The organism is Salegentibacter echinorum (assembly GCF_900129445.1).
Classification (GTDB): Bacteria; Bacteroidota; Bacteroidia; order Flavobacteriales; family Flavobacteriaceae; genus Salegentibacter; species Salegentibacter echinorum.
Genome location: NZ_FQVT01000005.1, coordinates 42,634 through 55,633, shown reverse-complemented (window position 1 = coordinate 55,633; position 13,000 = coordinate 42,634). Strand labels below are relative to the sequence as shown.

Genomic DNA, 13,000 nt, shown 5'->3' with positions numbered 1-13,000 from the left:
TTGAAGTATTGATTTAAAAAATTAACTTTGTGCTAATATAAAAATGAACTAATGAAAATTCCAGAAGATTTAAAGTACAGTAAGGATCACGAATGGATCAAAATTGAAGGCGATACGGCCACAATTGGTATAACAGATTTTGCTCAGAGTGAGTTAGGGGATATCGTATATGTTGAGGTAGAGACTATAGACGAAACCCTGGAGCAGGAAGAGGTTTTTGGTACGGTAGAAGCCGTAAAAACCGTTTCAGATCTGCTTTTACCTTTAGATGGTGAGATTGTAGAATTTAATGAAAGTCTGGAAGATGAGCCAGAGAAAGTAAATGAAGATCCTTATGGTGAAGGCTGGATGATCAAGATGAAGTTTTCAAATAAATCTCAGGTAGAAGACCTTTTAAGTGCAGAAGATTATCAAAAATTCCTGGATAGCTAAAACCGCTTTAGGTGTAGCGAGTATTTATACTATTGTACTTGTTTTATCTTCATTAGTGCAATTGGGAAAAGTTAGTGTTGGCACTTTTGAACCAACAGATAAGCTTTTGCATCTTGCTGCATACTTTGGCTTTGTGTTTTTATGGAAGATATTTTTTATACTAAAAACTCCGGCTAACCGCGGTTATAAGAGCAATTTGTTTAAATTAGCAGGCGCAGCCATCGTTTTTGGTATGTTAATTGAAGTATTACAAGGTGTTCTCACCAGTTACAGGGAACCCGATTGGCTTGATGCCCTAGCCAATTCTGCTGGTGTATTACTTGCTGTATTTCTTTTTCTCATACTGGAGAAGTTTTTTAAAAGGTTAAATAGCAAGATTAATTTAATTTTTTAGAAAAAATATTTATTTTAGCAATCCTTATTAATCAATAACCAATTATGGAACCGAAGAAAAATCCAAAAGCAGATTTAAAAAGAAAGAGTGTATTCTTTCTGCAAATAGGGCTTATCCTGGTCCTGCTTATTACCTGGCGAGCTATAGAATGGAAGACTTATGATAAGGAAGCCATTGATGTTGGGCAGTTAGACATGGACGACTTAGACGATGAGGAAATCCCAATTACCGAAATGCAGAATACGCCACCACCACCGCCACCACCGCCTCCGGCACCAGAGGTTATTGAGGTTGTTGAAGACGAAGAGGAAGTAGAAGAAGATGAGATTGAATCTACCGAAACCAATCTTGAAGAGGTTGTAGAAGTAGAAGAAGTGGTAGAAGCTCCTGTTGAAGAAGAAGTTGAAGACGTTCCTTTTGCTGTAATTGAGGATGTGCCAATCTTCCCGGGTTGTGAAAACCTTAGCAACAACGAAGAGCGTAAGCAATGTATGAGCCAAAAGATTAATAAGTTTGTAAACCGTGAGTTCGATACAGATCTCGGTGCAGAACTTGGTCTAAGCGGTGTGAACAGGGTAATCGTTCAGTTTAAGATTAATGAAAAAGGTAATATTGTTGATGTAAGATCGCGTGCGCCGCACCCAAGATTGGAGAAAGAAGCCGCGAGGGTGATTAACAAACTTCCAAAAATGAAACCTGGTAAACAACGCGGGAAAGCAGTTGGGGTAATGTACTCACTGCCTATCGTTTTTCAGGTTCAGGATTAAGTACAGTATAATATTTGTTTTAAAGGAATCCCGGGTGCTGCCCGGGATTTTTTAGTTTTAAAACATTTTTTATTTAAAAAAATGTATATTTCCAGCTTATAATTAATCTTGTTTCCAAATCTTTATGAGAAACACCCTGTTTCTTTTAACCCTACTATTTTTTGCAAATACTCACGCACAAAATAGAAGTAGCCAGGAAGTTTACCCTCAATTTCCGGAATGTGAAAATGTAGCTTTTCAGAAAAAAGAAGCTTGTTTTAATAGAAACGTTCGGCAATTTATATTTGAAAACTTTAAGCTTCCTGAAATTGTAGCTGAAGAAAATTATAGAGGTGCGATAAATCTTATTTTTGAAGTAACAAAAACCGGTAATTTTAGAATTATTTATCTCGACGCAGATTATCCCCAGTTAAAACGCGAGATAGAAAGGATTTTTCAACTTCTTCCAGCGATAAAGCCGGCGACTATAAACTCCGGGCCTGTTTTTCTTCAATTTAGAATGGAACTGCAAGTTCCTTTAGATATGGAGAAGACGATACAGGTTCAGCCTACTAAAGTAAATCAGGAAAGTACAGGGTTAGTTTTAAAGCAAGCTTCAGCGCTTTATACAGATGAATATGAGAAAATAAAGTCCGGGGATTTTGCAAGTCCGCGCTACGAAAGTCAAATCAATATTCCGCTTTCCCACGAATTCTATACCCGGTTTGAGGCGGACTTTAATAAGATTGGGGTGAATACTCACGCTGCCACAAAACCTTTTTTGTTTGCCGAAGTAGCGAAGTATTATAATTTTAAAGCGGAAGAAGATAAAATGCTTAAACCAAAGACAAGCTGGTTTGGTAGAAAGATTTGGAACGAACACCTGGTGCAATACCAGGCTGAAGATTATTGGTTTACTTTAGATTTCGGGCTGGATTTACAGTTAGGTAAAGATTTTGAGCAGGAAAAGTTTGATTTTACTTATAATAATACCCGAGCCTTGATTTTTCAGGGTGGATTAGGAAAAGGCTTTAATTTTTATACGGTTGCTTACGAAAATCAGGGCCGCTTTGCAGAATATTTTAATCGCTATGCGCAATCTATAAAACCAGATGGGGGCGATCCCGCTATTGTTCCTGGTCGTGGAATTGCAAAACCATTTATGGATGGTGGCTTTGATTATCCCGTGGCAGAAGGCTATCTGTCTTATTCGCCCGGTAAATTTTTTAATATTCAATTTGGGCACGGCAAAAATTTTATAGGTGAAGGCTATCGCTCTCTGTTTATAAGTGATATTGGTTCTTCTTATCCTTATTTTAAATTAAATACTACATTTTGGAAACTAAAATATACCAATACCTGGATGTCTTTGCGGGATGTGAGACCTGCAGTAACCGAGAGTGGTTCTTTTAGAACAAAATATATGGCAAACCATTATTTAAGCTATAATGTAACCAGCCGACTTAATATTGGTCTCTTTGAATCTGTTGTTTGGGAGAATGATAATAATCGCGGCTTTGATCTTAATTATCTAAACCCGATCATTTTTTATCGCGCTATAGAATTCTCAACCGGTGCCCGGGGTGGGAATGCTATTTTAGGATTTGCTTCCAAATACAAAGTCTCGAATAAACTAAATGTTTATGGTCAATTGGTGATTGATGAGTTTTCTAGTGGAGACGTTTTTGGCGGTAAACAAAGTTGGAAGAATAAGTTAGGCTATCAAATAGGGGTGAAATATTTTAATGCTTTTAATGTGTCAGGTCTTTTTCTTAGGGCAGAATACAACCAGGTGAGGCCCTACACATATTCCCATAATACAGGCGTTTTGAATTATGGGCACAACAACCAATCTATGGCGCATCCCTGGGGAGCTAATTTTAGAGAGTTTATAGCTATTGCCCGCTATAAAAAGCAACGCTGGTATGGGGATCTTAGTTTGATTTATGGAAAAAGAGGCTTCGACTTTAATGATATGAATACCCAGGCTTACGGAGGTGATATTTATAGTAGTGAACGTTCACGTCCTTTCGATACCGGTGTGAAAATTGGCCAGGGAAATACTACCAAATCTTTGTTTGCGAATATTAAGGCAGGTTATATTATAAATCCCGCGACTAATTTAAAGCTCTACGGAAGTTTTATTTTCCGCTCTTTTAGTCCTGAAATAGAAACCAATACTACTTTTAAAAATAATACTAGCTGGGTGAATTTTGGTCTAAAAACAGATGTTTTTAATTGGTATTTTGATTATTAATCGTTTTCATCTTGGAGTGATAGATCTGGGAGGAAATTCCTAGAGGTATGTCTTGAATTAAAAGATTTTTCTTCGCAAGCATACCTCAAGGTTAATAATTTTTAATAGAACATAATAATGATGAAACGCTGATGACTAATGAAGCCATTAAAATCTTGAACCGTGAACCTTAAACTTTGAACTATGTAGCTTCGAAAATTAACATTTTCAGACCCTTGCTAGAATCTAATTAAGGAGTATCTTTGCACCAATTTTAAAGAACTATTCTTGAGCAGTACCGGCTTACATACTTCCACCGCTTCAATCCTAACAGATTTTAAAGAAATAACCAAAGTGCGGCTTGCCGTGAGTGTGGTATTCTCTTCTGTAGCGGGTTATTTTCTGGGTGCCGAAAGTATAGATTTTGTTACTGTTTTCCTGTTGGCTATAGGTGGTTATCTAATGGTAGGTGCTTCCAATGCTTACAATCAAATTATAGAACGCGATCTGGATGTTTTGATGGATCGCACTAAAAACCGACCTATACCCGCAGGGCGTATGTCGGTAAGTACCGCTTTTGTTATTGCCAGTGCGTTTACTATTCTCGGGTTGATTGTTTTATATATTATCAATCCCAAAACAGCCATGTTTGGTGCTATAAGCATCTTTCTTTATGTAAGCGTCTATACTCCTTTAAAGACCAAAACCCCGCTTTCTGTATTTGTGGGGGCGTTTCCCGGCGCTATTCCCTTTATGTTAGGCTGGGTAGCCGCAACCGGTGATTTTAGTATTGAACCGGGGACTTTATTTATGATCCAGTTTTTTTGGCAATTCCCACACTTTTGGGCCATTGGCTGGTGGTTGTATGATGATTATAAAAAAGGCGGATTTTTTATGTTACCCACAGGGAAAAGGGATAAAGGTACCGCTATACAAGTAATACTTTATACCGTTTGGACGGTGCTGGTTTCTTTAATTCCTGTTTTTGGTGTCACCGGCAGGCTTTATTTAACGCCAGTTGCCGGAGTATTTATTTTTATTATTGGCCTGGGAATGCTTTATTATGCGCTGCGACTATATAAAGAAAAGACCGCCGGAGCTGCAAAAAAATTAATGTTTGCCAGTGTATCTTATATTACGCTGCTTCAAATAATATATGTTTTAGATAAATTTATACGCGAATGGATTTAACAGAAGGTGCTGAAAGAAAAAAAATAGAACGAGCAAAGAAGATGATGCTTTGGTTTGGAATTGTAGGAATGGTAATGACCTTTGCCGGGCTTACCAGTGCTTATGTAGTGAGTAAAACCAGGCCAGATTGGCTTAGTGAGTTCGAATTACCTAGCGCGTTTTACTGGAGTACAATTGTGATTATTCTTAGTAGTTTAACCATTATGGCGGCAAAGAAAAGCATTATTTCAGGTAATCGCCGAAATGCTTCGGCGTTTTTAGTTGGGACATTGGTACTGGCTATACTCTTTGTGGTGTTTCAGTTTAATGCTTTTTCAGAAATTATCTCACGTGGCTATTACTTTACAGGTAGTGAAAGTAATATCACAACTTCATTTATTTATATAATTATTTTAGTTCACCTGGCGCATCTTTTTGCAGGTATAATCACGCTTTTAGTGGTAATTTATAACCATTTTAAACAGCGATATAAAAAAGGTCAAATGCTTGGTATTGAGCTTGGTGCAACTTTTTGGCACTTTGTGGATATTATGTGGATTTACCTGTTTGTATTTTTATATTTCTTTAAATAATAAATTTGCGTATTTTTGCCAATGTTCAAAATCTTAAATATTTTTTATGGAAGCTACTGTTGTTAGAACAGGCACCGAGGGTAGAACCTGGGGTGGAGGGAATGAACCTTTAAAAGCCAGTTATGGTAAAATCATGATGTGGTTTTTTCTCTTGTCAGATTCTCTTACCTTTTCTGGTTTTCTTGCAGCTTATGGATTTTCCCGTTTCAAGTTTATGGATTCCTGGCCAATTGCCGATGAGGTTTTTAACCACTTTCCATTTCTACACGGTGTAGATGCGCCCATGTACTATGTGGCCTTAATGACTTTTATCCTTATTTTTTCATCCGTGACTATGGTTTTGGCCGTTGATGCGGGGCACCAAATGAAAAGGGCAAAAGTTACCTTATATATGTTTTTAACCATTATTGGAGGAGCAATTTTCCTTGGTTCTCAAGCCTGGGAATGGTCTAACTTTATTAATGGTACTTATGGCGCTGTTTATACTAACAATGAGAATATTCTTCAATTTGTAGATGGTGATGGCAACAGGGTAGGCCTTGCTGATGTTGCTACTCCTATAGCTTCAGAAAGGGTAGAGCATACATCAAACACCGGGCTTTGGTTTGAAACTGAAGCTTCAACCCAATCTTCTTTCACTTTAGAAGAAGTGATTGCAGGATTTGAGGCTAAGGATAATTTACTTATAAGAACCGGCTTTTTCAATGAAGAAGGAGAGAAAACAATTCTTTCCAGGGATAAATCTATAGCAAAATTAAAAAGTGACGCAGCGGGCGTTGTAGAAGGTGCAAACCTTACTCGTAATGAGTATGGCCCACCGTTATTTGCAGATTACTTTTTCTTTATTACCGGTTTCCACGGTTTTCACGTATTTACCGGAGTGATGATAAATATTATCATCTTTTTTAATGTCCTGTTAGGTACTTATGAGAAAAGAAAGAGTTATGAAATGGTCGAAAAAGTGGCACTCTACTGGCACTTTGTAGATTTAGTATGGGTATTTGTATTTACATTCTTCTACCTGGTATAATTAAGAAATAAATAAAAATGGCACACGATACAACACATCAACACGAATCTAACGCAAAAAGAATCTGGTTTGTATTTGGAATACTTTCCGTGGTAACTATTGTAGAAGTGGTTCTTGGAATTATTAGACCGGCGTTCCTTGCAGAGACTATCTTCCTGGGAATGCATTTACTTAATTGGATTTTTATTATTCTTACTCTTTATAAAGCATATTATATTGCCTGGTCATTTATGCATCTGGAGATGGAAACAAAAGGCTTAAGAAGGGCAGTGGTATGGACTGCTGTTTTTCTAATTAGTTACCTTATTTTCATTTTACTTACCGAAGGTGGTTATGTTTATGATGTAATGAATAGGAGTGCCGTAGCCTGGGATTTTTAAAAGGCTTTAAAAGTTAAAAGCATAGAGAAAGGCGGTTTATATAAACCGTCTTTTTACTTTTGTAACCACTATGAAAAAAGGAATTATTAAAAAATTTGTGGTACTTGCGGTGCTATTTGCATTGCCCATTATTGCTTACCTGTTTTTTGCATCGGGTAAAAATAATTTTGCGAAATTACCGGTGCTTACAGAGCAGGTTTCCGATATTTCTGCGTTAGATTCAGAACAGTCTTTAAGCTTTAAAGATAAGATAAGTATAGTAGCATTTTTTGGAACTAATCTCGAAGGCTTAAAGGGCAATACGTTTAATCTTGATCAAAAAATACTTGAAAAGTATTACGAATTCAATGATTTTCAATTTGTAGTTATTTTACCGGAAGAGGCGCGTGAAGAAGCAGAAGCTTTTAGAAAAGAATTTAGCGGAATTTCTAAAACTGAAAAGTGGAAATTTGCGTTTGGAAGCAGGGAGGAAATTCAGAAGGTTTTTAAAAGTTTTGAATCTCCGCATAAACTTGATGACGCCTACACGCCCTATGTGTTTATTATTGATAAAGATTTAAACCTTAGGGGCAGGGATAATGATGAAGATCATGGAGAGCTTTATGCCTATGATTCACGCTCTGTGGCAGAGTTAAACAATAAAATGGACGATGATGTTAAAGTGATCTTAGCCGAGTATAGATTAGCTTTAAAAAAGAACAATAACGAGAGCAAGAGTATTTTAAAAAAGCAATAGTATAGCTCTCATTCTTTAAATGTAATTTCTGAAAAAGTATTATAGCTATGAAAAAAAGTCATTCTTATATTGGACTTTCACTTATCATATTATTGTTTGGGATTTTCTTTATTCCAAAAATTGTAGATCGCTTAAACAATGAAGAAGTGGTCACATCAGATAGGCTTAATGTAGAAGGTTCAGAAAAAGTGGGGAACAAGGCCGCTCTTACCTATATAAAAGTAAATGGGGAAAGGAAAAAAGCACCTGCGTTTAAATTGATTAATCAGGAGGGGGACACTATTACCAATAAGGATTACCTAGGTAAGGTTTATGTGGCCGAATTTTTCTTCACTACCTGTCCCAGTATCTGTCCCATTATGAATAAAAACCTGGTACAGGTTCAGGAGGAATTTGAAAAAGTTGAAAACTTTGGAATAGCTTCATTCAGTATAGATCCCAGCCACGATTCTGTGGAGGTTTTAAAAACTTATGCAGAAGACAAAGGAATAACCCATGAAAATTGGAACTTGTTAACCGGGGAGAAAGATGATATTTATGGATTGGCTAATGGCGGCTTTAATATTTATGCCGGGGAAAATGAAGCAGCTCCCGGCGGATTTGCTCACCAGGGATTATTTGCTTTAGTTGATAAGGAGGGGTATATTCGTTCCCGAAAAGATAAGCAGGGGAATCCCATTATTTATTACCGTGGTTCTGTACCGCGCGATAAAATTGTGAAACCGGGGGAGGAAGAGCCACAAATAAATATTTTAATTGAAGATATAAAAAAACTACTGTGAAAAGAGCTTTATCAAGATCAGATAAAATAGCAGTACCTGTTATTATAGCGCTTTCTGTGTTGGTTCCATTAATTGTGCTGGCACTTATGTATTTGCCTGCACGATACAATTTTTTGGGAATTGAGAATGGTAGTTTTCCACTTTTTCACGCTGTGTTAAATGGCTCTACGGCAGTTTTACTCATCATAGGATATTTTTTTATGCGTATTCAGCAATATAAATTGCACCGTAATGTGATGATTACTGCTTTTGTGCTTTCTTCTGTATTTTTAGTTAGTTATGTGCTCTCTAAGGTGAGTAACGAACCTGTGCCTTATGGTGGGGATGGAGCTTTACGTTATATTTATTTTTTTATTCTTATAACGCATATTATTCTATCTGCCATAATAGTTCCTTTAGTCCTTTTTACAATGTATAGGGGCTTAACAGGAGAATATGAAAAACACGCTAAAATTGCACGTTGGACCTTTCCTATTTGGTTGTATGTGGCAATAACAGGAGTTTTGGTATATGTCTTTATGTTTCCTTATTATTGATGTTTTTGGAGCCTAATTGATCTTCCGGTTTCAAAATTCGTTCAAAACCTAGAAGATACACGATACAATATTGTAATTTTTCAAAATTTCATTTGAAGATCAAAATGTTCGTACTTTAATCCATAGAGTCTTACTTTTATATTATTGTTTTTGTAAATTTGCAGTTATGAAAATCAGGATACTTCTTATTTTAGCCCTGTTGCTATTACTTCCGCAATTTGCCGATGCGCAATGCTCTATGTGTCGTGCTGTTCTGGAAACAGATACAGACCAAAGCAAAGCAAAAGGTATCAATAACGGGATCGTTTACCTAATGGCATTTCCCTATCTTCTCGTAGCCGGAATTGGCTTTTTTGTTTATCGAAGTAGAAAAAATGCCTCGAAATCTGAAGAGGAATAACTATTTTAGGTGCGAGGTTCAAGGTTCAAAGTACTTCTGCGGTACTGTGTAATTTCTAATAACGTATTGATTCCAGGCAACTCATAACCAATCACTCATTAGTGTAAATCTTACATCGCTCATATCTAAATTATATTTCCTAGAGCTGGAGAAAAATTTTTTCAGCGAAATTCTTCAGCATCTATGTCATTAGAAAATTACGGAATAAAGAAGGGTTTTTATCCTTTTTTTGATATTGCTGAAGTAAAATGTAACGTTTTTATTTTTTCGTAGTCTTATTGGTACAGTATTTAAAACTCGATTATAGAGTAAAATCAGGAACCTGTAATTTCACTAAGAATGATAACGATTAAAGATCTTCACAAATCTTATAAAATGGGTAGTAATTCACTGCACGTTTTAAAAGGAATTAATTTTAATGTTGCTGAAGGGGAACTGGTTTCTATTATGGGTTCTTCTGGCTCTGGAAAATCTACCCTACTTAATATTTTAGGGATGTTAGATGAAGCTGATGCCGGATCTTATACTTTAGATGGTGTTGTTATTAAAAATCTCAATGAAAAGATTGCGGCCCGTTACCGCAATAAATTCCTCGGTTTTATTTTCCAGTCTTTTAACCTTATTTCTTATAAAAGTGCTTTAGATAATGTAGCGCTTCCTTTATATTACCAGGGTGTGAAAAGAGGAGAGCGTATAGATAAGGCGATGAGCTATTTAGAAAAAGTAGGTTTGGCAAACTGGTCTGGTCATTTGCCTAATGAACTCTCTGGGGGGCAAAAACAAAGGGTGGCTATCGCTAGAGCTTTAGCCAGTGATCCTAAAGTGCTGTTAGCCGATGAACCTACGGGAGCCTTAGATTCCAAAACTTCTTATGAGGTAATGAATTTAATTCAGGAAATTAACGATGAAGGCCGTACTATTCTTGTAGTAACCCACGAGCCAGATATCGCCGAAATGACCAAAAGGATTGTGAATTTAAAAGATGGTCAGATTATTCAGGATACAGAAGTAAAACAGGTAAGAGCACTACAAAATGTTTGAACTGGAACGTTGGGAAGAAATTTTTGATACAATTCGTAAAAATAAATTACGAACTTTTCTAACGGGATTATCTGTCGCTTCCGGGATTTTTATCCTGGTTATACTTTTGGGAATTGGCCAGGGCATGCGTAATGGTATTTCTAACCAATTTCAACAGGACGCTGCCAATATAATGTATATCTGGACGGGCACTACATCAAAACAATATAAAGGTCTAAATCCCGGCCGCAGAATACAAATGAAAAATGAAGACTTTAATTATACTGCCCGTAAAAATGAGGACGAGTTAGAGTATAAATCTGCTTTGTTTAGAATTTGGGGCGGAATTGTGAATTATAAAAAAGAATCTGGTTCTTACCGCGTAGAAGGCGTATATCCAGATTATCAGTTTTTAGAAAACAGTGGGATGATCCTGGGCAGGTTTGTAAACTATAAAGACGATGAAAATTTTGAAAAGGTTGTGGTGCTTGGAAACAAGGTGAGAAATGACCTTTTTAAAAAAGAAGCCGATCCCATTGGAGAATATATACAAGTATCCGGTATCAATTTTAAAGTGATAGGCGTGTTTACCGATCCTGGTGGGGAACGGGAAGAAAGCAGGGTTTTTATACCAATTTCTACTGCACAAAGAGTATTTGGCGGGGCAAACAACATCAATAATATGGCTTTTACCTTGCAGCCGGAAGAGAATTTTGAAAAAGCACTGGCTGCCTCCAATAAATTTTCAGAAGAATTAGAAACCTATTTAAAGGAGACCCATACTATTGCGCCTAATGATGACAGGGCGATAAATATTAACAACTCTTTAGAGCAAGCCAAGCGGTTTTATGATTTAATGGATATGGTTAAGTTCTTCTTTTGGGGAGTGGGAATATGTACCATTATCGCCGGTGTTGTGGGCGTGAGTAATATTATGCTCATTATTGTAAAAGAAAGAACCCGGGAAATTGGGATAAGAAAAGCCCTGGGAGCAGAACCGCTTTCTATTATTGGAATGGTGCTTCACGAATCTATTTTTGTAACAACTATTGCCGGTTTTGTAGGACTTATTTTTAGTTTACTCCTGCTGGAATTTGTAGGGCCTTTAATAGAAACAGAATACATCACAAACCCCGAGGTTAATTTTAACGTGGCTCTTACCACGGTATTTATTCTTGTAATTGCGGGAGCCCTGGCAGGTTTTTTTCCTGCCTGGAGAGCCGCGAGAATTAAACCAATTGTAGCACTTAGAGACGAATAATATGTTTAGCAGGGATAAATGGAGTGAAATAATTGAAGCTTTAAGTTCTAATTGGTTTAGGACTATTCTTACTGCTTTTGGTGTAATGTGGGGAATATTTATCCTGGTTATTTTGCTTGCAGCAGGTAAAGGATTGGAAAACGGCGTAAAACAGGGTTTTGGTGGGATTGCTACCAACACGATGTTTATGTGGACCCAAACACCTTCTAAAGCTTATAAAGGGCTTCCCAAGGGTCGTCGCTATAGTTTTAAAACCGGTGATGTGGCGGCTATAAAAGAAAATGTACCCGGCTTAAGAATAATTTCCCCCCGAAATCAATTAGGTGGTTTTGGTGGAAACAATAATGTGGTAAGAGGTCTGGAAACGGGAGCCTATAATGTTTATGGTGATTATCCCGAAATAATTCAGCAGGAGCCTATGGATATTACTGCCGGGCGATTTTTGAATTATTTGGATATCGAACAAAAACGAAAGGTGGCCATTATTGGGGAAGGCGTGCAGCGAGAACTCTATGAAAAGAATGAAGCTGTTTTAGGAAGTTACCTAAAAATAAACGGTGTGAATTTTATGGTAATTGGTACCTACAAAAAGAAAAGTGGCGGCGGTGGAAATGCCGAAGAAGCCCAAAAAGAAATCTATGTACCGTTTACCGCTTTTTCCCAGGCTTTTAATATGGGAGATGATGTAGGTTGGATGGCGATTACCGCAAAAGATGGTAATTCTATTACGAATTTAAAAGGTAGCGTGATAGATGTGATTAAGACCAGGCACTCTATTCACCCCGATGACGATAGGGCTGTAGGTAATTTTGATTTGTATGAAGAATTTAGCAAAATAAACGGACTTTTTGTAGCATTAAAAGCCGTGGCTTATTTTGTGGGAATTCTAGTATTGCTTTCAGGCATAATAGGAATTAGTAATATTATGCTAATAGTGGTAAAAGAAAGGACTAATGAGATTGGCGTGCGAAGGGCCCTTGGCGCTACTCCCTGGTCCATACGCGGACAAATCCTTATGGAATCAATTTTCCTGACTATTGTTTCGGGAATGACCGGGATTATTTTTGCCACCGGTGTAATTATCGCGATAAATTATGCATTAAGCGGAATGGATACTTCAGAGATGATGTTTGCCAATCCCAGCGTAGATCTTCGTGTGGTGATTACCGCACTCCTTATTTTGATAGGTTCAGGTCTATTAGCCGGACTTATTCCCGCTCAAAATGCGATAAAAATAAAGCCAGTTGATGCTTTAAGAACAGAATAACAAAAAAAAGATAAATA

General features: G+C 37.0%; 15 protein-coding genes. All 15 read left to right on the top strand.

Annotated features, from left to right (window positions below; genetic code table 11):
* Nucleotides 1-51: 51 nt before the first annotated feature.
* The 15 genes from gcvH (at nt 52) to BUA71_RS09765 (ending at nt 12,983) form a co-directional block, all read left to right on the top strand.
* Nucleotides 52-432, top strand: coding sequence for a glycine cleavage system protein GcvH (gene gcvH / locus BUA71_RS09835; protein ID WP_072879236.1), 381 nt, complete (start codon nt 52-54; stop codon nt 430-432).
* Complete coding sequence (locus BUA71_RS09830) at nt 398-826, top strand: VanZ family protein (protein WP_245812565.1); 429 nt, start codon at nt 398-400, stop codon at nt 824-826. Before gcvH ends, BUA71_RS09830 begins: the two co-directional genes overlap by 35 nt.
* Before the next feature lie 44 nt (nt 827-870).
* Nucleotides 871-1,593, top strand: coding sequence for an energy transducer TonB (locus tag BUA71_RS09825; RefSeq protein WP_072879234.1), 723 nt, complete (start codon nt 871-873; stop codon nt 1,591-1,593).
* A 124-nt stretch (nt 1,594-1,717) separates the two neighbouring features.
* A complete protein-coding gene (locus BUA71_RS09820; RefSeq protein ID WP_072879231.1) occupies nt 1,718-3,829 on the top strand; it encodes a gliding motility protein RemB in 2,112 nt (703 codons plus the stop codon).
* A gap of 267 nt (nt 3,830-4,096) precedes the next feature.
* Nucleotides 4,097-4,999, top strand: a complete 903-nt coding sequence (gene cyoE, locus BUA71_RS09815; RefSeq protein ID WP_072879229.1) for a heme o synthase — start codon at nt 4,097-4,099, stop codon at nt 4,997-4,999.
* On the top strand, nt 4,990-5,571 hold the full coding sequence (locus BUA71_RS09810; protein WP_072879227.1) for a cytochrome c oxidase subunit 3: 582 nt from the start codon (nt 4,990-4,992) through the stop codon (nt 5,569-5,571). Before cyoE ends, BUA71_RS09810 begins: the two co-directional genes overlap by 10 nt.
* Nucleotides 5,572-5,617: 46 nt before the next feature.
* Complete coding sequence (locus tag BUA71_RS09805) at nt 5,618-6,601, top strand: cytochrome c oxidase subunit 3 (protein WP_072879225.1); 984 nt, start codon at nt 5,618-5,620, stop codon at nt 6,599-6,601.
* Nucleotides 6,602-6,618: 17 nt separating this feature from the next.
* Nucleotides 6,619-6,981 carry a cytochrome C oxidase subunit IV family protein gene (locus tag BUA71_RS09800; RefSeq protein ID WP_072879223.1) on the top strand — a complete coding sequence of 121 codons (363 nt, stop codon included), beginning with the start codon at nt 6,619-6,621 and terminating at the stop codon, nt 6,979-6,981.
* Nucleotides 6,982-7,066: 85 nt separating this feature from the next.
* A complete protein-coding gene (locus tag BUA71_RS09795) occupies nt 7,067-7,717 on the top strand; it encodes a hypothetical protein (RefSeq protein WP_072879578.1) in 651 nt (216 codons plus the stop codon).
* A gap of 47 nt (nt 7,718-7,764) precedes the next feature.
* Nucleotides 7,765-8,499: an SCO family protein gene (locus tag BUA71_RS09790; RefSeq protein WP_072879221.1), complete on the top strand. Its 735-nt coding sequence runs from the start codon at nt 7,765-7,767 to the stop codon at nt 8,497-8,499.
* Nucleotides 8,496-9,035 (top strand): DUF420 domain-containing protein, encoded by a 540-nt coding sequence (locus tag BUA71_RS09785; protein WP_072879219.1) that lies wholly within the window; start codon nt 8,496-8,498, stop codon nt 9,033-9,035. The genes BUA71_RS09790 and BUA71_RS09785 overlap by 4 nt, the downstream gene beginning before the upstream one ends.
* 166 nt (nt 9,036-9,201) lie before the next feature.
* Nucleotides 9,202-9,435, top strand: a complete 234-nt coding sequence (locus tag BUA71_RS09780) for a hypothetical protein (RefSeq protein ID WP_072879217.1) — start codon at nt 9,202-9,204, stop codon at nt 9,433-9,435.
* Between the two features lie 339 nt (nt 9,436-9,774).
* Nucleotides 9,775-10,476: an ABC transporter ATP-binding protein gene (locus BUA71_RS09775; protein WP_072879214.1), complete on the top strand. Its 702-nt coding sequence runs from the start codon at nt 9,775-9,777 to the stop codon at nt 10,474-10,476.
* The gene (locus tag BUA71_RS09770; protein ID WP_072879212.1) at nt 10,469-11,716 is read left to right on the top strand and encodes an ABC transporter permease; all 1,248 of its coding nucleotides are present in this window, start codon (nt 10,469-10,471) and stop codon (nt 11,714-11,716) included. The genes BUA71_RS09775 and BUA71_RS09770 overlap by 8 nt, the downstream gene beginning before the upstream one ends.
* 1 nt (nt 11,717) lies before the next feature.
* The gene (locus BUA71_RS09765) at nt 11,718-12,983 is read left to right on the top strand and encodes an ABC transporter permease (protein WP_072879210.1); all 1,266 of its coding nucleotides are present in this window, start codon (nt 11,718-11,720) and stop codon (nt 12,981-12,983) included.
* Nucleotides 12,984-13,000: the final 17 nt, after the last annotated feature.

Coding starts and splice junctions, on each gene's coding strand:
- gcvH (WP_072879236.1), top strand. CDS start 52: ATGAAAATTCCAGAAGATTTAAAGTACAGTAAGGATCACGAATGGATC.
- BUA71_RS09825 (WP_072879234.1), top strand. CDS start 871: ATGGAACCGAAGAAAAATCCAAAAGCAGATTTAAAAAGAAAGAGTGTA.
- BUA71_RS09820 (WP_072879231.1), top strand. CDS start 1,718: ATGAGAAACACCCTGTTTCTTTTAACCCTACTATTTTTTGCAAATACT.
- BUA71_RS09810 (WP_072879227.1), top strand. CDS start 4,990: ATGGATTTAACAGAAGGTGCTGAAAGAAAAAAAATAGAACGAGCAAAG.
- BUA71_RS09805 (WP_072879225.1), top strand. CDS start 5,618: ATGGAAGCTACTGTTGTTAGAACAGGCACCGAGGGTAGAACCTGGGGT.
- BUA71_RS09800 (WP_072879223.1), top strand. CDS start 6,619: ATGGCACACGATACAACACATCAACACGAATCTAACGCAAAAAGAATC.
- BUA71_RS09790 (WP_072879221.1), top strand. CDS start 7,765: ATGAAAAAAAGTCATTCTTATATTGGACTTTCACTTATCATATTATTG.
- BUA71_RS09780 (WP_072879217.1), top strand. CDS start 9,202: ATGAAAATCAGGATACTTCTTATTTTAGCCCTGTTGCTATTACTTCCG.
- BUA71_RS09775 (WP_072879214.1), top strand. CDS start 9,775: ATGATAACGATTAAAGATCTTCACAAATCTTATAAAATGGGTAGTAAT.
- BUA71_RS09770 (WP_072879212.1), top strand. CDS start 10,469: ATGTTTGAACTGGAACGTTGGGAAGAAATTTTTGATACAATTCGTAAA.
- BUA71_RS09765 (WP_072879210.1), top strand. CDS start 11,718: ATGTTTAGCAGGGATAAATGGAGTGAAATAATTGAAGCTTTAAGTTCT.